The following is a 21,607-nucleotide window of genomic DNA, read 5'->3' as shown; positions in this document are numbered from 1 at the left end:
TCTATGCCAAGAGATCTGTGTTCAGGTATTTTGATTAAAAAAGTGGGGTTGGGCATCGCCTCACTCAAAAACGCGAAGTCTCGTTCCAGGGATGGAGAAGCCCACGCTCTAATCTCCGATTGAGCGTGGGAGTATGTCACATTTATCGTCCGGAAACAGAACTAGAAATACAAGACAGTCCTGCTCACTTATCCGGGGAAGATGTCTTACCGGGGTTTATTTTAAATCTGAAACGAGTCTGGACTTAATTAATTATCCTCATCCCAATCAGGACTCAGACGACGAAAATTAAAGCCTCTTGCTCCCGGATGACAACTAACACAGCCTTTCGGCGAAATAGGTTGGTTAAACTCGACTTTGGGATGTAATGCTGTGAAAAAACTGGAATCGCGCAATCGAAAGGGGGGGTCTTCTTCTTCTTCTAAAGAACGGGAAAACTGGCGCACATAATTCCACATCACCAAAATGTCGGCGGAGATTAATTGTGGGTCAAGATTCACCCCGTAATGATTTTGGGGATTTTGTAATAATTCTTGCCAGGTTTGGGTGGGCATCGTTTCGGGAGGGAGGGCAATATGACAACTGCCACATTTCTCTAAATACACCTCTTGCGCCAGTTGTAATTCATTGGGGACGGGATCAATGGCCTTATTGACCATAGCCTTATTGACCATGGTATCTCCGGCCAAAGCCCTCGCCATACCAAGGCCAAAAATAAGACTCCAAGCGACGATGAGCAGGAGTAAAACGAGGGGAGATTTACGGGTAAAGAGGCGTTTCACGGATCGTGTTTTAAACTTTGGCTTCATCTTGGGTGACGGGAATAGTTCTCAGTAAACGTTCGATAATGGCTTGGGGTTGTTTCCCTCCCGCCGCAATTAAACGATGGGAGAGGACGTAGGGGGCGAGGAATTTTACGTCATCGGGGAGGGCATGATCGCGCTTTTGAATGAAGGCGTAGGCTTGGGCGGCCCGTTGTAGGGCGACTGTCCCCCTGGGACTGACCCCCAAGGTAATTTCTTCGTCGGTTCGAGAGGCTCGGACGATATCCAGAATATATTGTTGCAGGGCGGGGGTCACTTTAATTTGACTGGCTTGTTGGCGCAAGCTGAGGACTTCTTCGAGGGAGATGCAGGGTTGGAGGGTGTTGAGGGGTTTGGGGGCTTGGTGGAGTTGTAGCATTTGCAGTTCTTCGGCTTCGCTGGGATAGCCGAGACTCAGGGAGAGGGTGAAGCGGTCCATTTGGGCTTCTGGGAGGGGGAATGTGCCTTGATATTCGATGGGGTTTTGGGTGGCGATGACGAAGAAGGGGACGGGGACTTGGCGGGGTTGTCCATCGACGGTGACTTGTTGTTCCTCCATGACTTCGAGGAGGGCGGACTGGGTGCGGGGGGTGGCGCGGTTAATTTCGTCGGCGAGGAGGACGTTGGCGAAGACGGGCCCGGCGAGGAATTCAAATTCTCGGCTGCTGGGGTTCCAGATGTTGGTTCCGGTGATGTCACTGGGGAGGAGGTCGGGGGTGCATTGAATGCGCTGAAATTTGCCGTTGATGGATTTGGCGAGGGATTTGGCGAGGAGGGTCTTGCCTACGCCTGGCACGTCTTCTAGGAGGGCGTGGCCGCCACTGAGGAGGGCGACGAGGACGAGTTGGATGGCTTTGTCTTTGCCGACGATGGTTTGGGCGAGGTTGTCGGTGAGTTGGGAGATGCGATCGGTCATAATGAGTAATCTGTGTTTGAAGGCAGGAGGCAGGAGGCAGGAGGTAGGAGGCAGGAGGGAGTGGTTGATCAAGGAACGGGGGAAAAGGGGGGTTGTTAAGAGGGCATTTGGGAGGTTAGGGTTTTTCGGGCTTCTTGACAGTCTTGGGTAATTTGCGCTTTGAGTTCATCAATGGAGGCAAATTTTTGCTCTGGTCGGACAAATTGTTCTAATTGTACAGTGAGGGTTTTGCCGTAGAGGTCGCCGGACCAGTCGAGAAGATGAATTTCTAGGGTGGGGGGATGTCCGGCTTGGACGGTGGGGCGACAGCCAATGTTCATGATGCCCATTTGCGGGTGTTTACGGTCTCCTTTGATCTGAACTCGGACGCTATAGACTCCGTAGCGGGGGAGGAATTTTTCGGGGGGGATGTTGAGGTTGGCGGTGGGGAAGCCGAGGGTGCGGCCTAGTTTTTGCCCGGTGACGACTTCTCCGACGAGGGTATAGGGACGACCGAGGAGATAGTTGGCTTGGCTGATGTTTCCTTGTTCTAAGGCTTGGCGAATGCGGGAACTACTGATGCGTTCTTCTCCTTGGCTGTAAAGGGGGGTGATTTTTACGTCTCGGTTAAATTGACGGGCGATATTTTGTAAGTCTTGGGCGGTTCCGGTTCTTTTATACCCGAAGCGAAAGTCTTGGCCAATACAGATTTGTTGGGCTTCGAGTTTTTGAATGAGGATTTCTTCGACGAATGCTTGGGGGGAGAGTTGGGCGAGTTCTTGGTCAAAGGGGAGTAGGACCAGTTGTTCTATCCCTAGTTGTTCGAGAAGGGGGATTTTTTCTTTGAGTGGGGTTAAGAGTTGTTGTTGTTGACCTGTGAAGTATTCTTTGGGATGAGGACTGAAGGTAACTAGGGTGCTGTACGTTTTGCCCCATGAGGAATGATCTAGAGGGGGGGTTGCCTCTAGGAGGGGACGGAAGACTTGTTGATGACCTCGGTGGAGGCCGTCAAAGTTACCCAATGCGATCGCAGTTGGTTTTAATACGGTTTCGGTTGTTGATGTGACCCACACGCTTTACATTTTGATACAATTTGTTTCTCAGTTTAAACCGAAATTGCAGTAGGTTGGGCAGAATCTGGAATTAATTCTATAGATTTCCCTTCTTGCGCGAGGATCGCACCAGGATAGGCTTGAGCCACTTGAGTGGAGATATCATCCAGAAAATCGTCGTTGTGAAGGGGATCATGGTGGAAGATCACCAACTGTTTCACTTGCGCTGCTTGGGCCACTTTCACCGCTTCTTGCCAAGTGGAGTGACCCCAACCCACTTTACTGGTTTTGGGGGAATGATACTCCTCATCGGTGTAGGTGGCATCAATAATTAAAACATCAGCATGATCTGCCAGTTTTAACACATTGGGGTCGAGTTGGTCGGGGAAATGTTCGGTATCCGTGACATAAGCGGCCACTCGGCCTTGCCAACTCACCCGATACCCGACGGCCTCTCCAGGATGGTTCAGTTTGGCATTTTCTATGATCACGTCTCCCAATTGCAGTTTTTCCTCAATATCTAAATCATAAAACTGTAAATTGGCCTGCATAATTTGTAGCGGGACGGGGAAATTCGGGTGCAACATTTGATCGTGGTGTCGTTGCTTAATGGTCGCTCCGTTGGGGGCCACTGTCCCGTAAATGTGAAACGCATTCCCCGGAATAAAAGCAGGTGTAAAAAAGGGAAATCCTTGAATATGATCCCAGTGAGTATGGGTGAAAAAAAGATGCGCTTCTATGGGCAGTTGGGAAAGCAAAGACTGTCCCAAGACTCGTAAACCCGTCCCCCCATCAAAAATCAACCGTTGTCCACCGACTAGCATCTCTACACAGGGCGTATTACCGCCATAACGGACTGTTTCTGCACCGGGACAAGGGATACTTCCCCTGACACCCCAGAAATTAATCTTAAATTGCTTGGGCTGGTTAGACATGGATTCTGCTGATGATATCTAATGTAATAAAAAGCTTCATAGAATCGGGGGATTAGGCTGTAAACGGGAAAAGCGGGCAGTTTGATTGATCAGAACGAGAATAAGTGGGAAAATCTTGGGTTTGCTTACGGAGCAAAGAGGGCTTCGGGTCGGTTAACCATTTCGGTTAACCATTCTTGTTATAAATAACCATTCTTGTTATAAATTCCATTCTGAACGGGAAAGAGTCAGGAATAATTTATCAAAATTTTGGCCAATGTTGGCCAATGGGATTTGGGGGTCAAAGGAATTTTTGATCATTCTAAACGAGATTCTGGGCAATTCGTTCAGAACTATTGTTTTCATGCCGAGAAAAAAGAAGGATAAAGAGTTGATGATTGAGGAGACCTGACTCCTGTTAAACCGCCAACTTGCTGGTTGTCATTCCCGTCAGAGTCGGAGATGAGGCAAGGGACTGGAGAGGGATAACTCAACAAACTTTGATGACAAGAAAGTTGAGTGCATCAAGGAACAGAGTTTAGGTCTGCTATCCAAAGCATAGCAATGGGGGGTTGCTGTGGCTGGAAGTTAACTCAATGGAATAGGTGATCTTTATCACAGAGCCGAATTGGAGGAGTCTGAGGAGTCTGAGGCTTCGGGAAAGAGGGAGAGAAGCTGGGATTCGATCTGGGGGATGAGGTCATCGAGGGTTTGGCCTAATTCGGCAAAGGAGTCTGGGGGAGGGGTTTCGGGTTTGAAGTAGAGGAGTTTAATTTCTCCGGGTCCGATGGCGAGCATTAAGACTTCTTCGTCGGGTTTATAGTTGTCGATGAGGCCGAGAATTTCCTGTAGGCGATAGTTGACGTTACGGTTGAGGGTTTCGAGGGACTCTCGTGAGCAGGAGACGAGATGGGGGGTGGGGGAGAGGTCAATGGCAAGGGTGTCGATGGGGTCTTTTTCGCTGGTCTTTTGCTCTTTTTGTTCTTGTAAGAATCCCCAAGCTAAGGCGGCTAAGGGTTTTTCGGCTTCTCTGGTGAATTGATCGAGACGGACTTTCCAATAGTCTTTTTGTTGCGGGGGACGGGGTGAACTAAACATGGTCAGTAATCAGTAATCAGTAATCAGTATCCGAAGGCAGATGGCAGTGGTTTGCGCTCCGCGCACACTACGTGAACGACAAGCTCACCAACCAGGAAGGAGAAAGGGTAAAGTTAACCTAAAGAGAAGGTCAGAAACTAATTACAGCAAGGCTTTTAGCCAACTTTCAGCGATTTTTAGTTTCACTGAGAGTAATCAGTAATCAGTATCCGATGAGGGCTGATGATGAGCTTATACGGGTTAACCGGATTTGAGATCAGTTCTCGTTTCCCGATGCTTCTGACACTTCTTTGACAATAGAATATTGCGCCTGAATTTGTCACCTATGGCGATTAATCGACAAATGGCTTTTTGAGGTTGGGCGGTGGTTAGGGGGGTCTAGGGTTTTGTTCTTGGTCGGTTTGGTTGTGCGATCGCTTCGCACCGCCGGGGGCGATCGCGTAGCGACTCCAGAGGAGTATCACCATTTCTGCCCCGGAAAATTAGGAAACCCTACCAAAAAACAGTCATCTTCCTCTGACCATTGAATCAGCATTGGATATTTAAGATTCTTCTTCATTGTCCTGTGCCTCTACTTCTGCGATCGCATCTAAAACAACTTTTTCCTGATAAGGTTTTGCGCCTGTGCCATCTTTACCCAACCCAGTTATTTTCTTTATGTGATAAAATGGATGTATCTAGTGGATTGAGTAGCGCGAAGCAGAACTCAACATTTTTAGGGATATGTTAGGTGACACTTCATTCTTCCTAATCTTACTATACTCATGTTCAATTTAAATGGTGAATCTATACGATGTCTTCATTAACTCCACCACTCACAAAAGATGATTTCCTTAATACCGACTGGCAAGATGTGATAAACGATAGTGAGCAAAAAGAGTGTTTTAGTTACTGGAGAGCGTTTTGGCAAAAAGCTCAAGAAGCTAAAGAGGTAGAAAATACGAGAGAACAAGCTGTATTTGAAATTCTGGCGGCTGTTACTAATGTTGCTATTAGGAGAGATTCCACAGAAGATTTTTTTGCTGAACATTACAAAAATATTACGGATGAGCAGCTAGATTTTCTATCAGCAATTGTATCTGATATCTCAGATGCTGAGTTACAAGCAAGAGTTGCCGATATTCTCTGGGTTATACGACGTGATTACAAAATGGCTCAGTTGGCAATTTCCGCCTATTTACAATCAGCAAACACATTAGAGAGTCCTGATAATTGGACTTATTGTTTTGACCGAATTGAGCGATCACTTCATTTAGCTCGTAAAATCAAAGATCAAGATGATAAAGTTTTTAATCATATAGAAACAGTGATTAATCGCTATCAAGGGGAAGACCACCTATACTTATCTGCTGAATTAATGAGATTATTGCTAGAGTATAAAAAGGGCAAACCTACTAAATATATAGCTCTTACTGAAAAAGCAGTACACTTGGCAGAGTCAGCATCTAATTGGGAAAAAGCAAGAATACTTTGGAATATTAAAGCAGGATGGCATCGTATTGAGAAAGAGCGAGAGCAAGAGTTGGCAGCGTTGAGATATGCTGCTGAAACTTTTTTTAAGCAAGCTCAATCTACTCTTAATCAAGATTTACCAAGCTATATAACCGCATCTCATTTTTTACAACGTGCTGTACAAGCATTGAGAAATATTCAAGGGACAAAAGAAGAAACTTCAGCTATAAGAGCAAGGGGAAATGAGGTTCACAAACTTCTTCTTGAATGTCAGCAAGAAACTCATAAAGAAATGGGTTTAATCTCTGTGGACAGTAACATGGATATTAGTGCTTTGGTAGAACAAGCACAAGATCATGTTAGAGGAAAAATTTTTCATGAAGCACTTTTCTCTATAGCTCTCTTAGGGACTTCAACTAATGTTTCTAAGTTAAGACAGCAAGTAGAACAACAGGCACGTGAGTTCATATTATCTCACATTTCTCCTATGGTTATGGTAAATGAAATGGGTAAAGTTATTGCTCGTCAACCAAATGCAATTTTATCTAATGATTCTGAAGAAGCCGAGGAAGCAATTATTTTTGAAATGTATCATTGTGCTACAATGTTTCATCAAAAGTTGCATGGTTTCATATGTATTGAACCAGCTAGATATCAAATCCAATTAGAACATAATGTTCGAGCTAATGATATTTTAGCAATTATTTCTTCTAGTCCTTTTATTCCACCTAATCGTGAGTACCTTTTTGCAAAAGGATTGTATGCGGGACTTACTGGAGACTTTTTGACATCTACTCACATCCTAATTCCCCAAATTGAAAACTCTATTCGTTATATAATGTGGGAGAGAGGCATTATTACGTCTGGATTAGATGATCGTGGTATTCAGAATGAACATAATTTAAATACTACTCTTTATCATCCAGAAATAACCTCTATTTTTGATGACAATACTTTATTTGACTTAAAATGCTTACTGGTTGAACATTCTGGTAGTAACCTAAGAAATCGCATGGCTCATGGTTTAATTAGCGATGGTGAGTTTATGAATCCATTGATGTCATACATCTGGTGGCTTACATTAAGGCTTTGTTGCTTGCCGATTATCCTACATCAGCAGCAAGTTGACCAATCTAATAACAGTAGTGACCCAACTTGAACAGAAAGGAGGTTTGAGTTTAGCTAGTCGCTGACAGGTCAGGGCGCAAAGCCTTGCGCCCCTACTGGGTGGACTATTCCGCCCCTTCAATGGGAGCGAAACCTTGCCGTTGGATGTTCTCCGTTATCGTGCGCGGTTCGAGGAATTGTAATAAATAATCTGGGCCACCCGCCTTAGAACCAACCCCAGACAGTTTAAACCCTCCGAACGGTTGACGGGCGACAATCGAGCCCGTAATTCCCCGGTTGACGTAGAAATTCCCGACTTCAAAATCAGCCTTCGCTCGCTCAATATGAGAGGGAGTCCGAGAGTAAATTCCCCCCGTTAAAGCGTATTGCGTGCCGTTGGCCACCGCTAACGCTTCCTCAAACGACTTCACCTTGATCACCGCTAACACCGGCCCGAAAATCTCCTCTTGGGCAATCACATGATCCGGTTGCACATCGGTGAAAATAGTGGGAGGGATGTAATAACCGCCCTCAATGGGGTTCGCTTGATATGCTAGAGTAGATTCTGCTTTACCCTTCTCAATGTACTCTAAAATACGATCGCGGGCTTCCCCATCCACAACCGGCCCAACCGTCGTACTCGGATCATCCGCCTTGCCGAAGTTTAACGACTTCGTAGCCTCCAATAAACGGTGCATAAACGTATCATAAACTGACTCAACCACAATGGCGCGAGAACAAGCCGAGCATTTTTGTCCCGAATAGCCAAAGGCCGACGACACAACCCCCGCCACCGCTTGGTCTAAATCTGCACTCTCATCAACAATCAAGCCATTCTTACCCCCCATCTCTGCAATCACCCGTTTCAGGTGTTTTTGCCCCGGTTGCACTTTGGCCGCCTCTGCATAGATATAACACCCGACGGCCTGAGAACCCGTAAAGGCAATTAAATGAGTGTCCTTATGCTTCACCAAATAATCCCCCACCGTTTCCCCTGCTGCGGGGAGGAAAGCCAACACCCCTTTGGGAATCCCCGCTTCAACGAGAATTTCCGCCACTTTCGCCGCAATAATGGACGACTGTTCCGCAGGTTTGAGAATGGTACAATTGCCCGTCACCAACGCGGCCACCGTCATCCCGGTAGAAATAGCAATGGGGAAATTCCAAGGAGAAATTACCACAGCCACCCCACGGGGTTGATAATGATAACGGTTGGTTTCCCCGGCTAAATCGTAAGTATAACCTTGGTCTAACCGTTCCATCTCATCGGCATAATAGCGACAAAAATCAATAGCCTCCGAGACTTCTGCATCGGCTTGGGGTAACACTTTGCCCACTTCTAAGGATACCCAAGCGGTTAACTCATGGCGACGGGATTCCATGATTTCGGCGGCTTTGCGGAGAATGCCTGCCCGTTCTCGTGCTGGGGTTTTACTCCATTGGGGAAAGGCCGCTTTGGCCGCTTCCATGGCTTCCTCTGCTTGTTCGACGGAGGCAAACCCTACTTTGCCGACAACTTCCTGAGTTGCTGAGGGGTTTAAGGAGTCGATCAGTTTTTCCGGTTCTACCCATTGTCCACCAATTAGGGGACGATAGGTTTGTCCCATGGAAGAACGGACTTTGACAAGGGCTTGTTTCGCCTCTTGTCGTAGGGTCGGATTAGAATAGTCGGTATCGGCGGCATTGGGCCAAGCTGACTTGGCAATGAGGGGTTTTTCTTCCTCCACTTGCGGGGGGGCAATTAATTCCTCGATGGGGCGTTCTGATTTATTTTGTTTTAAAAACGAGGTATTGGCGGTGTTTTCCAATAAACGGCGGATGAGATAGGACATTCCGGGGAGGAGTTCGCCATAAGGGGCATACACGCGCACCCGATGACCGCTTTTGACGAGGGCTTTGGCCAGTTGGTCGCCCATGCCATACAAGACTTGCATCTCGAAGCGACGACGGGGGATATTGAGGGTTTCAGCGATGGCCATGGCTTTGGCTTGGGTTCGCACGTTATGAGAGCCTATGGCAGCATAGAGATATTCGTGATTCTCTAGTAATAGCTGCATTAAACTTTCATAGTTTTGGTCGGTGGCGGCTTTTTGGTTATAAACGGGTTGTTTCCAGTCGTTTTGGACGGCGATAATGGTTTCTTGGTCCCAGTAGGCCCCTTTAATTAAGCGGACGGTGACGGGGTGGCCGCGTTCTTTGGCCCAGTCGATGAGTCCTTTGAGGTCTTTTTCCGAGTCGCGGAGGTAGCCTTGGATGGTGACTCCGATATCGGTACGGGTGCGGAATTCGTCTTCGAGGAGGAGTTCTTTGAGGATATCGAGCGTCATATCTTTATAGCGATATTGCTCCATGTCGAAGTGAATGCCTGCGCCGACTTCTTTGGCTTTGCGGAGGAGGGTGCGGATGCGATCGCACACCTTAATTTTACTCCCCTCTGGGTCTAAGGGGTCAAATTGCGAGTAAAAGGCCGTTAATTTCACCGAAACCTGCACTTTCGACAAGTCTTCCCCGTCTGCTTCGTCAATTTGCGGCACTTTTGACCATTTTTGACTGGCCTGACTCAGTTGTTCAATCAGTTGTAAATACCGGTCTAAATACCCCTGTGCTTCTGCTTCCGTAATAACCGCCTCTCCGAGTAAGTCAATGGTGAAGGCCATTTTTTCCTTGCGGAGACGCTCTACAGTTTTAATGACTTTTTCGATACTTTCCCCGGCAATATATTTATAGGCGAGGGTTTTCACCGCTTGTTCAACGGTAGTGGCGGCCATTTGTCCCGTCGTAGAGTTAGGATCGGCGAAGTTGAGCATTTTTTTCAACATTTCTGGCAACTCCACCGACGTATCACTCATATATTCTTGTAAGTGACGGGCAATTTCGGCTTTGGATTGTAACGCGGGTAAACAGTCAATGAAACTAAACAATTGATACCGTAAACCGGGGTTGGCCATTGCCCAGTCCAGCAATTTATCATCTAAGCGCATTTGGTCGCGCATTTGACTGAAAAATGAGCGTTTTTCGCGGGTTGCAGCGATTAATTCTTTAGCGATAGCTTGAGTTTTACTTTCGTATTGCGCTTGAGGGGCTTCTATAACCACGTTTCCTCCTTAAAGATAAGATACCGATCATCTGAGACTAGAAAACGGTCTCATTAATTCGGCGTATTATTCTGTTGCAGATTTATCTTTATTGTCTCTTGTTGAGGAGACTTGATTCAACTATTTAGTTGCCAATGAACACTTTTTCAGCAAGCCCTAAGTTAATTCTAGGTTGGGTGTAAGGGCGTGAAACCCAATCTACACAGAAATATTGGGTTAGTCTCCTTGACAGGACTGGCAATGCCCACCCTACATTAAATTTAACTTGACAAAAAACAAGAATTATGCAGTCAGGTTTGAAGGGAGAAATAAGCACAAATTCTTGTGTCAGAGTGGCTTGTGGCAGGTTGTGTAGCTCACCGGACCAGAGGAGTTGGTGGTTGGGTGTCAATTATGGGAGAGAGGAAGTTGTTTGTGGTGTTCTTTATCAGCGCAAGAATGAGCTTACCTTCCTCCTCCCAACCCGTGAGGCTTGGTTATAGGGCAAAAGCCGCCTCTTGTTGTTGTTGAACCCATTTTTCTCTCGCTTCTTGAGTTACTCTACCTTCCATAATCTCGGCTTGCAGTCGGCAGAAGGCACGTAAGTCTTCGGGTTGGCAGGTGGTGGCTAAAAGTTGTCTGAGTTGATTTTCTGCATCCAGACTCAGAAAACGATAGGTGATCGCCTCTTGCGCTATGTCTCGGATTGTCGCCATTGGTTTTTCCTCGGTGTAATAATGTACAGGGTTGTTGAAAAAATCGTGATTCTCAAGGGAATCTACAGAAAGATGCACCAATATTCCTGAATGTAATCGGTTAATTCTCAGAATTTTTTTCCGACATAACTCTGAGAGATCAACAAAATTCCGGGCTTTCATGGAAGCTATCTTAGTATATCTAAGCACAATTGCGTAACCCTATGATCTCGATCAATACTCGGCTCTGATTGTCGTCATAAAACTAGGACAGAGGGGACGGGGTAAGGTATGATGGAGACCATCTCAAATCGAGTGTGCTAACGCATTTGCAGCGATCTAATCTAACAAAGCCTATGAAATCTTATCTTGCTGCCGCCCTACAAATGACCAGTAAGCCGGACTTGGAGCATAATTTAAATGAAGCCGAGGAGTTAATTGATTTGGCGGTACGTCAAGGGGCCGAGTTAGTGGGACTACCGGAAAATTTCTCGTTTTTAGGGGAAGATAGTGCAAAAATTGCCCATGCTGAGGAAATTGCGGCTCAAAGTGAAAAGTTCCTCAAGACGATGGCTCAACGTTATCAGATTACTTTATTAGGGGGCGGTTTTCCTGTTCCGGTGGGGGATGGTAAGGTTTGTAATACGGCATTGTTAGTGGATGCCAATGGGAAGGAGTTGGCCCGCTATTTGAAGGTGCATTTATTTGATGTGAATGTGCCGGATGGGAATACTTATCGGGAGTCGAATACGGTGCAAGCGGGGACGGAATACCCTCCGGTGTACCATTCTCCTCAATTGGGATCGTTAGGGCTTTCGGTGTGTTATGATGTGCGCTTTCCGGAGTTATACCGTCATTTATCGAAGCAGGGGGCGGAGGTGTTGTTTATTCCGGCTGCTTTTACGGCGTTTACGGGGAAGGACCATTGGCACGTTTTGTTACAAGGGAGGGCGATTGAAAATACTTGTTATGCTATTGCCCCGGCCCAAACCGGAAATCATTACGGTATCCGTCACACCCACGGCCATGCCTCGATTATTGACCCTTGGGGGGTTATTTTAGCGGATGCGGGGGAAGAAACGGGGGTTGCGATCGCAGAAATTAATCCCGATCGCTTACAACAAGTCCGTCGGCAAATGCCCTCGTTAGAACATCGGGTGTGGGGTTAGGCTAAACTAGGTTTAACAATTGCAGGGACAATGCGATCGCAAGCTAATCGCCCCCCTGCTAAATTCCGAGCTACTGGCCCCACTTGTAAGGCCGCATACCCTCCCATGAGAAACAGTTGACTCCCCGGAAGTCGTAAATGAGCATCGAGGACGGGTAAACCCTGAATAATTTTCGTGGGATAGGTGGCGAGAACATCCGTCATTAAGGGATTTTGGCTAATATCTAAAGTCGTCCCCGTTGCACACCAAATCCGTTCAGCTTGCAAGTGTGACCCATCACTACATTTCACTAGCCATTGTGTCTCTTGCCATTGGGCTTGCACAATCTGACAATGTTCATTGAGCAACACTTCTCCCCGACGGGCCGCCCGTCGCAGTTGAAAGGCGACTTCAGGAGTCATTGACCCCCCATTTCGAGCGTCTTGAATTTGTTGCCACCTGGAAAACTCGTCTAACTCGGCCTGAAAGGATTTGAGATATTTAGGCCCCAACCAACCGGGATCGGCATCAAATAATTTTTCTTGTAGCGATCGCCGGATCAATAAAGTCGCGATCGCGCCCCGTCTCGCCACCCCCAAGGCCAAATGACCGCTACTCAATCCCCCCCCGATAATCAAAATCCGTTCCCCGGTTTGTACATTGGCCTTAGCTAAATCCACCCTAGTCCCATGCACCAATCGGTCTGGGGGATAGCTTCCCTGTAAAGATTGCACCCAGTCGGGAAACCGAGGCACACCTCCCCCCGTCGCCAAAACCACACGACGGGCTAAACAAGATTGACCATCCTGCAAAACAAGCTGGAAGCGAGGCCGCCAAGGTTGCACGGGAATAATACGGCTCACTTGCCCCGGATAGACGCAAGACTGCAAGTTCCAACGCTGTATGACTTCCCCACAAAACTCATTAAATAAGTCTGTCCCAGGCAAATCGTAAGGGGGAAATAACTCTTGGGGACGGTTTTCAGCAAACCGCCGTAAAGCGTAGGGATTGGGGTGGGGATGATGGACGGCTGGCGATCGCAAATGTTCGATTTCTTGGGCTTGCATTTGCCGTTGCCACCGACTCAACCATGTCCCGCTTGCGTCGAATACCCGCAAGCGATGACGCAATTTAGCACGTTTCTGTAACAGATGAGTCACGAGGGTTAAGGCTTGCGGCCCAGCACCCACAATAGCGAGATCAAGGTGTTTGGGGAGTGAGGATGCAGTCATCATTGACAGAATCAAAACCTTCTAAATAAAATGATAATCATTATCATTTTATCGTATTCTATGAAGGTTTTCTTGGAAAACAGATGCTAGATGGTGGTTTTGGTCAGTTTCGCGAGATTCTGAAGTGGGTGTGTTGGAAAAGAGGAAAGTATTTTGGTCAGGTTGATCATAAATACACCTCTCAAATTTGTCCTAACTGTGGGACACACACTGGGAAGAAGGAATTAAGCGAAAGGAGTCACGTTTGTGCAGAATGTGGTTATGAAACAACAAGGGAACGCTACGTGCTACGCACACGCTACGCGAACGGTAAGAAGCCCGCTTCGTACTCGAAGAGTCGAAGTTGGGAGTAGGTCACCTAGTCTTATAACTCGTCAACCTGATAGCCTTGACTCCTAGCAATCTCAAGAATAGCCCCAATATTACCGATTCCCCATTGGTTACAAACAGCATTAACTGGGTCACACCTCTTGAGGTCATTCCCAAACCCGTTTCAGCGTTAGCGTAAACCCTGGTAAAACCTGCTCTCCAGACAATACCATCGGATTCTCTAAAACCTCAACGGCTTGACCCGGACGATAAATTTCCACCCGCTTATTTTTCGGGTCAATCAACCAGCCCAACTGCGCCCCATTCTCCAAATATTCCTGCATCTTTGCCCGTAGTTCCTTGAAAGTGTCAGTTTCCGATCGCAATTCAACCACAAAGTCCGGACACAGGGGGGCAAAACCCTTACGTTGCTCTGGGGTCAGAGCGTCCCAACGCTCTTGACGTACCCATGAAACATCAGGAGAACGGTTTGCCCCATTCGGCAGTTCAAATCCACTCGAAGAATCAAAAGCCAAACCATAGCCCCCTTCTTCTTCAATCCACCTAGCGAGGAAGTAACTGAGTTTCAAGTTGCGATTGCCAGTTTCACTACCCGTTGGTGGTGTCACAATTAGTTCTCCTGTGGCAGTTCTCTCCAGTCGAAGTTCACGATTGGCCGCAGCCAGTATTGCAAACTGCTCCGGTGTCACACGCAGGGTCAACTCCTGGGGAAGCTGGAGCCAGAGGGGTGGTTTAGATTGAGGATTAGCTCGGACGACCATCATTATTGCTTTATACGGCGATCTCTCCGCTATTTCATATTACCCCTAGAAGCGTGATTGTCGGGTGAATGACCGAAGATTAACCGCAAATCGGATTCTTTTATGTAACATGATAAAATGATAATCATTATCATAAAAAAGTCATTCAATTCATGGTCACTCAATCCCCCGATTCTTCAGACCCCCTAACCCCAATGCCCAATAACCCACAGCGTCCCCGTCGTCTGCGTCGCACCGCAACCCACAGACGGATGGTACGCGAAACCGTTTTAACCGTAGATGACTTGATTTACCCCCTTTTTGTCATGGAAGGAGAAGGGCAAAAAGAAGAAATCCCCTCCATGCCCGGTTGTTATCGCTTCTCCCTCGACACTTTGCTCGCAGAAATTCACGAACTGTCCCGTTTAGGGATTGGCAGTATCGCCCTTTTCCCAAAAATTCCCGCCTCACAGAAAGATAATGAAGGCACAGAAAGTTATAATCCCAAGGGATTGATTCCCCGCACCATCCGCGCCATCAAACAGCAATATCCTCACCTTTTGGTCATCACCGACGTAGCCCTTGATCCTTATAGTTCTCAAGGCCATGATGGTATTGTGCGAGATGGTGACATTCTCAACGACGAAACCGTTGCCGTATTGGTCAAACAAGCCCTCACCCACGCTGAAGCCGGGGCGGATTGGGTGGCCCCTTCAGACATGATGGATGGTCGCGTTGGGGCAATTCGCCAAGCCTTAGATGCAGAAGGCTGGATTAATGTGGCGATTCTTGCCTATTCTGCAAAATATGCTTCTGCCTACTATGGGCCTTTTCGAGATGCCTTAAATTCTAGTCCCCAATTTGGAGATAAAAAGACTTATCAAATGGATGCGGCCAACAGCAGAGAAGCCTTAAAAGAAGTTGCCCTTGACATTGGGGAGGGGGCTGATCTCGTTATGGTGAAACCCGCATTGGCTTATCTGGACATAATCCACCGCATTAAACAAAAAGTCCAACTTCCTGTCGCGGCTTATAACGTCAGTGGTGAGTATGCCATGATTAAAGCTGCCGCACAACAAGGTTGGATTGATGAGAAAAATGTTGTTTTAGAGAGTTTGACCAGTATGAAACGGGCTGGGGCAGATTTAATTCTGACTTATTTTGCGAAATCGGCTGCGGGCTGGTTACTATTCCGTTGTGAGTAATGCGATCGCTTCCCACAGCCGGAGGCTATCGCAGATCGTGATCTGTGGTTACCAGAGGACGCTTGAGTTGCACAGAACGACTCAAAATTATTTCATCAATAGCACTACTATTATTGTCTTCTTGAGCGGTCATAACCTCAACCCCTCTCAATTGTAAACCAAGTTTAATCGCTCGATGGACTGGAGCATCGAAATAGTAAGAGATTGCCATTTTCATCCTTACTGCTGCTGCCGTTTTTGCTGAAGCCTTTGTTTAAAATCGGCAGTATGATGACCGACTCCCATTGTAATTAAATCAGTTTGCAGGTTCTGGATTTCTTCCTGTTTTTGAGCAATTTGAGCATCAATCTGGGGTTGATAGGTGTAGTAATAACTGAGGGCAGAATAAATGGCAGCAAGGGAAGTTTCTGGGTGTTGAAAGTGTAGTTCTTCTGGACTCCAGCCGTGGGCGTGTTTTTCTTGAATCAGTTGGGCAACTGAAACGCGACTATGGGCAATTATTGCCTGATTTTGAGCATCAATGTCTAGGTATTGCCAAGTTACCGGAGTATCGGTGATGAATGTCATATTGAGGATGGGGATATGGGTTGATACTAGGGGGTTACAACTATTATAGCCAAGTTGCCAGAAACCGGGTTTCTATGTCGCTGGATTAGAATGCACAAAAATGGGCGGTTTGCTGGTCATGAATTTCGGTTCTTACGGTTTCGACTTCTTGGGTAATTTCTGCTGAGGAGATTTCATCAGTCTTGAAGGATTGGAGAAGATGAGTCAGTTTGCTATCTAGCAATTCTTTGGATAATGCTTCGCTGAGTTTTAATTTGTCAGCCTCTGGCAGTTGTTTGACGAGGCTCAACACTTGCTCAAAGCTGAGGGAGAGTTGATATTGAGTTGGGTTCATCGTTTTATGGGGTTGAGGATACCGTGATATTTTGACTGTATTTTGAGAAAGGGTTTTCTTTGATTGGGTTTTACTGTTCCTGGATTTCTAGGTTGGCGAAGTGTTCTTGCACGAGGCGATCGCCTTTTATCTGTCCAAGTTTTGCAACCACTGGAGGAGAGTTGCCATCAAATCCGGGTCGCTTTCTAGGAATTGCGGTAATCGGCACTCAGGGAGGGGTTGGGGGACAATCACGGCAATGGGGGGATGGCTAAACCGGGCGAGTTGATTGAGTACCGCGATATCAAAGCCTTGGGGGGGTGGGTCGGTGGGTTCTTCGTAGAGGATGAGGGCAATTTGATGGTCGCTGAGGTCATCGTCGCAGTAGGCTTGTAATTCGGCAATGGTACGGGGTTTACCGTCGGGACTGGGGGGACATCCGGCTTTTTTCAGGGTGGTGTAGATTTGCAAAGCAGGGTTGCTAGGGTCGCTGAAGCGGCTACCGTCGATGCAAATGGGTTGGCGGTTGAGGGGGTGGGTTTGGATGGCTTGGTTGAGGATTTGGGGGAGAAGGGCAAGGTTGCACTGTTGGGTGAAGGGGGTAGAAGTGACTGGGGTATTGTCTTCCACTTCGGGATGGGGGGTGGTGGGGGGATGGTGCCATGCTTGATAAAATTCGGGATAGGGGAGGTTTTCGGCACAGTTCCAGATGACTTTGTAAAATTTATTGAATCTGTCAAAGTCGTTTTGGTAAACTTCATCGCTAAGGGAGTCTTTTAGGGTAGACACGACTTCTGCATATTGTCCGGCTGTGGTTAGGATTTTTTTTAAACTCTCAGCCGCTTCCCTAGTAGTCCATTCATCCTCACTGTTTTTTAGTACGTTAACTAATTCCATATACTCTTGATTATTTTCTAAGGTGAGTTTTTCTAAATTATTTGTATAAACATTGTCATTATATTTCTCTTCATTGCTAGAATTGTGCATCACTTGATACACTGAGTCTAATATATCTAACACATTAGATGCTATTTTAGGATCGCTCATCAGTTTTTCTAATGCCAAACTAAGCTGCTCGTTTTCTATTGCCACCTGCATTAAACTCATAGTTACTTCACGCCAAGTTTCAAAAGTAGGGTCGGTTAACTGCGATAACAACGTAGGAATGTTTTGAGGATTTACTGACTGAATTTCTTCCAAGATTAAGGATTCTAATGTATGAGAATCTGAGCTAGATAAAAGTTTCTCTGAAAATGGTATAACTTGCTGATTTGATGGAGAAAATTCTCTTAAAGCGTCTGCTAATAACCACTTAAAACGAACATCAATATCGGAACTATTTAGCATTTCTTCTAAAACAGGTATCGTATGTTTTTTGCTCATGTCCCCTAATAATACATTTCTCGCAGTACAAAAGATTGGGGATAAATATTTCTGACGATCTTGTTTTGGATCATTCAAATAACCAAAAGAATATTGGGCGATTTTTTCTATCATATCTTTTGAAAGATAATCTTTAAACTCTGTAACTACTGTTGCTCCCAGAAAACAAGTCTTATACTCGTAAAATCCCTTGTCTACTTCTTCTAAATTCCACTGTCCACACCCATCCTCAAAATTAACCAATTTCTCCATAAAAACCTCCTTCTCCTCATCTATAATACCCCCCTGTCCCAACCACAACAAAATGACCTGCTTCCACTGCTTCTCAAAAATCCGATACCGCTTCCCCGCCACCGGACAATCAACATGATCCTTCGGCAGAAAATAATCCCAATCCTTCACCGCTAACGCTGCAAAATACTCCTGAAACGTCGCATGATAAAACGCAAAAATACTATCGCCGCGCCCATCTCTGCCCACCCGATTTAACCAGCCCAACCGCAACGCCAAATAACCCAAGGAAGTCTTATCCCTTTCCTCCCCTAGATACTTTTCCACCAAAGCCTGTGATAACCGAAATCGCTCCTGGGGCAAATTCAGCGCCGCCTTTGCCAGTTCCCCCAATTGCTGATTCAAATTCTGCTTTAATTTCGTCGTCGTCGTGCCACAACGTTGGGCATAGTCTTCCAACTCATGCCAATTCTGATTCCAACCATAAATCTTTCGCAGGTAACGGTCATATAACTCCGCCTGAGTTTCCGGCAACGATGACCCATCCCAAGTCATACAGAGCAAGGTCAAACGCAAGGGATTTCGGACTAAATCGAGGAGGTGTTCCCGTCCCGGTTCATGGAGGGCGGCAATTAGAGCATCGGCAGACGTTGGGTTTGAATTTGTCATGGCATTCTTGTTTGAGGAATCAAGAGATAACCACTAGGGTTCGCTCTCAAAGGGATTGAATAGATTGAGTTCAGTAATCCAGCGAAAATCATCGACATTTCGGGTCACTAAGGTTAAGTTATAGACCAACGCTGTTCCCGCAATGATGGCATCGCCTAGGGTCATACGTCGTTGTTGTCGTAATGCAACGGCTTGGATTAAAACCGCTTGGGAAATCGGTAAAACTTCAGCCGCCTGAAAGAACGCTTCAAAGTAATATCGTTGTTCTTCCGTCAGTTGGTGATATCCCAACACCTCTAAATAACTCAGGGCAGATACCGCAGGCGATCGCTCGGCAATCAATTCTCGCAATTGGGAGTATTGCGGTTGTGCGGCATAGATAATAATATTGCTGTCCAAAAGCATCGGTTATCGTCCCGGTAAGGAGCGATCGCACCTCATCTCCTGTTGCCATTGAACTGGATCAATCCCCTCCAATCCGTTGGTAGTGGCGAGATGTTCCAATAGCTCAGACATCCTCTGCCCCCGTGTTTTGAGGATTGGATCAGTATCGTTTTCTAAAACCGTAACATAGACCTGTAACCGTTCATTGCCAAGGTCAGGGCGATCGTCAATCCACTCTAAACGCCCCTCTTGCAAAAAAGCCTTAAACGTCCTTAACATCCTGATTTTCTCCTGTGTACACCTTAAAAGAGTCTGTTTTTCCCGGTTTCATTTTAATCACTCTGGGCAAAGAATCGCCGGATAAAGGTTTCCATCTGATCCACCTCAAAGGGTAAATTCCGATACACATCAAACCCGGAAAAGGCATTTTGATCCGCTTCCCAGACATTCACCCGACAGGTAATCATCGCCCGTCCTAACCCCACCCATCCGGTTAATAACTGGGACACCTGGGGCCGTTCAATCCGGGCTACCATTTCATCCAAGCCATCCATCAATAACCAGAGATGCTCTTTATGGTCTTGGAGAGAGGCGATCGCCCCTTCAACTCCCGCCGACTTCAGCCATTTTTCCAGATAATCCACCAGGGTCAGTTCCGTAAATTGTGCCAACTCAATCCAAATCGGGATGCCGAGATTTTCTGCCAATATCCAATCGGCGATCGCCTGTAACCGCGTCGTTTTTCCTGACCCTGGTTCCCCAATCACGGCAATCCGTCGCCCCTGACTTTTCGGACTTTTCCCCTGCCGCAAAACCTGATTAAAAAACGCATCCTCGGCGATCGGCGTAATTGTCTCCGCTTCCCGTCCCCACTCTTCTGGGTTTTCCAGACTTTGCCCCGGTTTCCGTTGCTGAGTTGGGCGACGTTCAACCAATGCCAACGGCACATAGACATCCACCCGCTTAAATGCCGGATTAGCGGTTAATGCCTGTTGGTTAGCCAGCATTAACTCGGCAATAGATCTCCATTCTGCTAAGGAAAGATGGGGGTTAGCCGCATCGAAATGCGATCGAATTTCTGCCACCAGACTTTCGAGGGTGCTTTCCAGACCTTGCAACAACTGAGCGATCTGGGTTTCCATCACCCCCAACCGTTGACAGACTTCCGCAAATCCCGACTCAATACTACGGGAAACCTCCCTAAAAAATTCCTGCTGCTGGGTGACACTTCCCCTTAACTGGTTTTCTAAGTCCTGAAACTGCTTGAGGATTTGGGCTAACTCCTCAGCATTCACCCCCCCTTGACTGGCTTGCAGTTGGCTCAGTTGTGCCTGCATTCCCGTGAGTAACTGCAACGTTAACCCCGCCCATGCTTTCCCATCCTTGGCAAAGTCTTCCTTGAGGGTTTCTCGCAAGGCTTTGGGGAAGGTGGTATGGAGTAATTCCGCGACTTGTTGACGCACCTCGGAGGGAATGGGAAAGCCACCCCCTTTACAAGCAGCCATGTTGAGGCGGATGAAGATATCACCCCATTCTGTAGCGGTGAGGTTGCCTTGTTGGGTGAGTTGGTATTCTTCGGGGGTAAGGAATTGGTCGAGTTTGGCTTCTCGCAGTTCAGGGTAACGTTGCTGGGTGAGTTCCTGTTGGGCGATTTTGACCCAATTATCCTTGGCTTGAGCGGCAATTTTTTCTAAATATTGACGGGTTTTGCCGCGCTGTGATTTGGCGGCGAGGGTGATGACGGCGGCTATGGCTTTCCCCACCGCTTTGGTTAAGTCATGATTTTCTAAGGAAACTCCCCCCTCTCTTCCATCAAGTAACGCATCAAGAGCATTAGCCGTATTCCCCGCCGCTACATTGCCTAGAGCCGTTGCGAAAATTCCTCCCACCGGGCCAACGATCGCCGTCGTTGCCAAAGCCCCCAGAACACAGCCACCACCAATCGTTAGTTTTACAAGCGATCGCCCCACACCCATCGCCATCACCTCAAAACTGCTATTATTCTAACCCAGGCGATCGCGATACTTGCGATCGTGTATTTGCATTTGTCAATCGTCGGTGCGTTCCCAACCGTCACCGACTGCCTTAACCGATGATGGATCGCTGGGAACGCACCCTACATGATTACTTTGTAGAATGCTTGGGAGGATTCAAGATACAAATTGGGTTTAGTAGCAGGGTAAGAGCATCTCAATCATGCTTGACAAAAGGATTGTAGAAGAGTAGTCATGTAATCATCGTCCATAGCAGCACGTTGTCGCTTTTGTCGAAGACTGCGTTGAACAGTAGAGTCTTGACGGAGAAGGTTAAGAGAT

General features: G+C 46.9%; 20 protein-coding genes and 2 pseudogenes. 5 read left to right on the top strand and 17 right to left on the bottom strand.

Annotated features, from left to right (window positions below; genetic code table 11):
- The first annotated feature begins 125 nt into the window (after nucleotides 1-125).
- Nucleotides 126-248, top strand: coding sequence for a hypothetical protein (locus PN462_RS13960; protein WP_272128980.1), 123 nt, complete (start codon nucleotides 126-128; stop codon nucleotides 246-248).
- Here the strand turns inward: PN462_RS13960 and PN462_RS13955 are convergent, their stop codons facing one another.
- From PN462_RS13955 to PN462_RS23575, 6 genes and pseudogenes are all read right to left on the bottom strand, one after another.
- Complete coding sequence (locus PN462_RS13955) at nucleotides 249-782, bottom strand: cytochrome C (RefSeq protein ID WP_272128978.1); 534 nt, start codon at nucleotides 780-782, stop codon at nucleotides 249-251. It abuts the gene before it with no gap.
- Between the two features lie 10 nt (nucleotides 783-792).
- Nucleotides 793-1,719, bottom strand: coding sequence for an AAA family ATPase (locus PN462_RS13950; RefSeq protein WP_272128976.1), 927 nt, complete (start codon nucleotides 1,717-1,719; stop codon nucleotides 793-795).
- Nucleotides 1,720-1,814: 95 nt separating this feature from the next.
- Nucleotides 1,815-2,771 (bottom strand): bifunctional riboflavin kinase/FAD synthetase, encoded by a 957-nt coding sequence (locus tag PN462_RS13945; protein ID WP_272128973.1) that lies wholly within the window; start codon nucleotides 2,769-2,771, stop codon nucleotides 1,815-1,817.
- Nucleotides 2,772-2,803: 32 nt separating this feature from the next.
- Entirely contained in the window at nucleotides 2,804-3,685 is an 882-nt protein-coding gene (locus PN462_RS13940) for an MBL fold metallo-hydrolase (protein WP_272128971.1), read from the bottom strand.
- A 594-nt stretch (nucleotides 3,686-4,279) separates the two neighbouring features.
- Nucleotides 4,280-4,762 carry a beta-carboxysome assembly chaperone CcmS gene (gene ccmS, locus PN462_RS13935; RefSeq protein ID WP_272128969.1) on the bottom strand — a complete coding sequence of 161 codons (483 nt, stop codon included), beginning with the start codon at nucleotides 4,760-4,762 and terminating at the stop codon, nucleotides 4,280-4,282.
- A gap of 463 nt (nucleotides 4,763-5,225) precedes the next feature.
- Nucleotides 5,226-5,321, bottom strand: a pseudogene (locus PN462_RS23575) (type II toxin-antitoxin system HicB family antitoxin); the annotation flags it as partial.
- A 234-nt stretch (nucleotides 5,322-5,555) separates the two neighbouring features.
- On the opposite strand from PN462_RS23575, the gene PN462_RS13930 reads away from it, so the two are divergent.
- Complete coding sequence (locus PN462_RS13930; RefSeq protein ID WP_272128967.1) at nucleotides 5,556-7,373, top strand: DUF4209 domain-containing protein; 1,818 nt, start codon at nucleotides 5,556-5,558, stop codon at nucleotides 7,371-7,373.
- A 73-nt stretch (nucleotides 7,374-7,446) separates the two neighbouring features.
- On the opposite strand, the gene pruA is transcribed toward PN462_RS13930, so the two are convergent.
- Together pruA and PN462_RS13920 are read right to left on the bottom strand one after the other, a co-directional pair.
- Nucleotides 7,447-10,416, bottom strand: coding sequence for an L-glutamate gamma-semialdehyde dehydrogenase (gene pruA, locus PN462_RS13925; RefSeq protein WP_272128965.1), 2,970 nt, complete (start codon nucleotides 10,414-10,416; stop codon nucleotides 7,447-7,449).
- A gap of 476 nt (nucleotides 10,417-10,892) precedes the next feature.
- Nucleotides 10,893-11,111 (bottom strand): hypothetical protein, encoded by a 219-nt coding sequence (locus PN462_RS13920; protein ID WP_272128964.1) that lies wholly within the window; start codon nucleotides 11,109-11,111, stop codon nucleotides 10,893-10,895.
- 335 nt (nucleotides 11,112-11,446) lie between these two features.
- Between PN462_RS13920 and PN462_RS13915 the strand changes: the two genes are divergently transcribed.
- Entirely contained in the window at nucleotides 11,447-12,259 is an 813-nt protein-coding gene (locus PN462_RS13915) for a carbon-nitrogen hydrolase family protein (RefSeq protein ID WP_272128962.1), read from the top strand.
- On the opposite strand, the gene PN462_RS13910 is transcribed toward PN462_RS13915, so the two are convergent.
- Nucleotides 12,256-13,470, bottom strand: coding sequence for an FAD/NAD(P)-binding protein (locus tag PN462_RS13910; protein WP_272128960.1), 1,215 nt, complete (start codon nucleotides 13,468-13,470; stop codon nucleotides 12,256-12,258). The two genes, PN462_RS13915 and PN462_RS13910, sit on opposite strands and share 4 nt — an antisense overlap.
- Nucleotides 13,471-13,532: 62 nt before the next feature.
- On the opposite strand from PN462_RS13910, the pseudogene PN462_RS13905 reads away from it, so the two are divergent.
- Nucleotides 13,533-13,823, top strand: a pseudogene (locus PN462_RS13905) (zinc ribbon domain-containing protein); the annotation flags it as partial.
- Between the two features lie 123 nt (nucleotides 13,824-13,946).
- On the opposite strand, the gene PN462_RS13900 reads toward PN462_RS13905, so the two are convergent.
- Nucleotides 13,947-14,564, bottom strand: a complete 618-nt coding sequence (locus PN462_RS13900) for a Uma2 family endonuclease (protein WP_272128958.1) — start codon at nucleotides 14,562-14,564, stop codon at nucleotides 13,947-13,949.
- A 149-nt stretch (nucleotides 14,565-14,713) separates the two neighbouring features.
- On the opposite strand from PN462_RS13900, the gene hemB reads away from it, so the two are divergent.
- Entirely contained in the window at nucleotides 14,714-15,745 is a 1,032-nt protein-coding gene (gene hemB / locus PN462_RS13895; RefSeq protein WP_272128956.1) for a porphobilinogen synthase, read from the top strand.
- 25 nt (nucleotides 15,746-15,770) lie between these two features.
- On the opposite strand, the gene PN462_RS13890 is transcribed toward hemB, so the two are convergent.
- The 7 genes from PN462_RS13890 to PN462_RS13860 all read right to left on the bottom strand — a co-directional run bounded on the left by PN462_RS13890 (nucleotide 15,771) and on the right by PN462_RS13860 (nucleotide 21,268).
- Complete coding sequence (locus tag PN462_RS13890; protein WP_272128955.1) at nucleotides 15,771-15,956, bottom strand: DUF5615 family PIN-like protein; 186 nt, start codon at nucleotides 15,954-15,956, stop codon at nucleotides 15,771-15,773.
- 8 nt (nucleotides 15,957-15,964) lie between these two features.
- Nucleotides 15,965-16,312 (bottom strand): DUF433 domain-containing protein, encoded by a 348-nt coding sequence (locus tag PN462_RS13885; RefSeq protein WP_272128953.1) that lies wholly within the window; start codon nucleotides 16,310-16,312, stop codon nucleotides 15,965-15,967.
- Between the two features lie 85 nt (nucleotides 16,313-16,397).
- Nucleotides 16,398-16,646, bottom strand: coding sequence for a type II toxin-antitoxin system VapB15 family antitoxin (gene vap15 / locus PN462_RS13880; RefSeq protein WP_272128951.1), 249 nt, complete (start codon nucleotides 16,644-16,646; stop codon nucleotides 16,398-16,400).
- A gap of 126 nt (nucleotides 16,647-16,772) precedes the next feature.
- On the bottom strand, nucleotides 16,773-18,908 hold the full coding sequence (locus tag PN462_RS13875; protein WP_272128949.1) for an NACHT C-terminal alpha/beta 1 domain-containing protein: 2,136 nt from the start codon (nucleotides 18,906-18,908) through the stop codon (nucleotides 16,773-16,775).
- Nucleotides 18,909-18,941: 33 nt separating this feature from the next.
- Complete coding sequence (locus PN462_RS13870) at nucleotides 18,942-19,313, bottom strand: type II toxin-antitoxin system VapC family toxin (protein ID WP_272128946.1); 372 nt, start codon at nucleotides 19,311-19,313, stop codon at nucleotides 18,942-18,944.
- Nucleotides 19,314-19,316: 3 nt separating this feature from the next.
- Nucleotides 19,317-19,571, bottom strand: a complete 255-nt coding sequence (locus tag PN462_RS13865) for a hypothetical protein (RefSeq protein WP_272128945.1) — start codon at nucleotides 19,569-19,571, stop codon at nucleotides 19,317-19,319.
- Between the two features lie 53 nt (nucleotides 19,572-19,624).
- Complete coding sequence (locus PN462_RS13860) at nucleotides 19,625-21,268, bottom strand: NACHT domain-containing protein (protein WP_443029171.1); 1,644 nt, start codon at nucleotides 21,266-21,268, stop codon at nucleotides 19,625-19,627.
- Between the last annotated feature and the right edge of the window lie 339 nt (nucleotides 21,269-21,607).

The organism is Spirulina sp. CS-785/01, assembly GCF_028330525.1.
Taxonomy (GTDB): domain Bacteria; phylum Cyanobacteriota; class Cyanobacteriia; order Cyanobacteriales; family Spirulinaceae; genus JAQMSD01.
This window is presented reverse-complemented; position numbering and strand designations above follow the sequence as displayed.

What these genes read in the sequence shown, in the direction of transcription:
- PN462_RS13950 (WP_272128976.1), bottom strand. Translation starts at nt 1,719, where the DNA reads ATGACCGATCGCATCTCCCAACTCACCGACAACCTCGCCCAAACCATC.
- PN462_RS13940 (WP_272128971.1), bottom strand. Translation starts at nt 3,685, where the DNA reads ATGTCTAACCAGCCCAAGCAATTTAAGATTAATTTCTGGGGTGTCAGG.
- ccmS (WP_272128969.1), bottom strand. Translation starts at nt 4,762, where the DNA reads ATGTTTAGTTCACCCCGTCCCCCGCAACAAAAAGACTATTGGAAAGTC.
- PN462_RS13930 (WP_272128967.1), top strand. Translation starts at nt 5,556, where the DNA reads ATGTCTTCATTAACTCCACCACTCACAAAAGATGATTTCCTTAATACC.
- PN462_RS13920 (WP_272128964.1), bottom strand. Translation starts at nt 11,111, where the DNA reads ATGGCGACAATCCGAGACATAGCGCAAGAGGCGATCACCTATCGTTTT.
- PN462_RS13915 (WP_272128962.1), top strand. Translation starts at nt 11,447, where the DNA reads ATGAAATCTTATCTTGCTGCCGCCCTACAAATGACCAGTAAGCCGGAC.
- PN462_RS13910 (WP_272128960.1), bottom strand. Translation starts at nt 13,470, where the DNA reads ATGACTGCATCCTCACTCCCCAAACACCTTGATCTCGCTATTGTGGGT.
- PN462_RS13900 (WP_272128958.1), bottom strand. Translation starts at nt 14,564, where the DNA reads ATGATGGTCGTCCGAGCTAATCCTCAATCTAAACCACCCCTCTGGCTC.
- hemB (WP_272128956.1), top strand. Translation starts at nt 14,714, where the DNA reads ATGGTCACTCAATCCCCCGATTCTTCAGACCCCCTAACCCCAATGCCC.
- PN462_RS13890 (WP_272128955.1), bottom strand. Translation starts at nt 15,956, where the DNA reads ATGGCAATCTCTTACTATTTCGATGCTCCAGTCCATCGAGCGATTAAA.
- PN462_RS13885 (WP_272128953.1), bottom strand. Translation starts at nt 16,312, where the DNA reads ATGACATTCATCACCGATACTCCGGTAACTTGGCAATACCTAGACATT.
- vap15 (WP_272128951.1), bottom strand. Translation starts at nt 16,646, where the DNA reads ATGAACCCAACTCAATATCAACTCTCCCTCAGCTTTGAGCAAGTGTTG.
- PN462_RS13875 (WP_272128949.1), bottom strand. Translation starts at nt 18,908, where the DNA reads ATGACAAATTCAAACCCAACGTCTGCCGATGCTCTAATTGCCGCCCTC.
- PN462_RS13870 (WP_272128946.1), bottom strand. Translation starts at nt 19,313, where the DNA reads ATGCTTTTGGACAGCAATATTATTATCTATGCCGCACAACCGCAATAC.
- PN462_RS13865 (WP_272128945.1), bottom strand. Translation starts at nt 19,571, where the DNA reads ATGTTAAGGACGTTTAAGGCTTTTTTGCAAGAGGGGCGTTTAGAGTGG.
- PN462_RS13860 (WP_443029171.1), bottom strand. Translation starts at nt 21,268, where the DNA reads ATGGGTGTGGGGCGATCGCTTGTAAAACTAACGATTGGTGGTGGCTGT.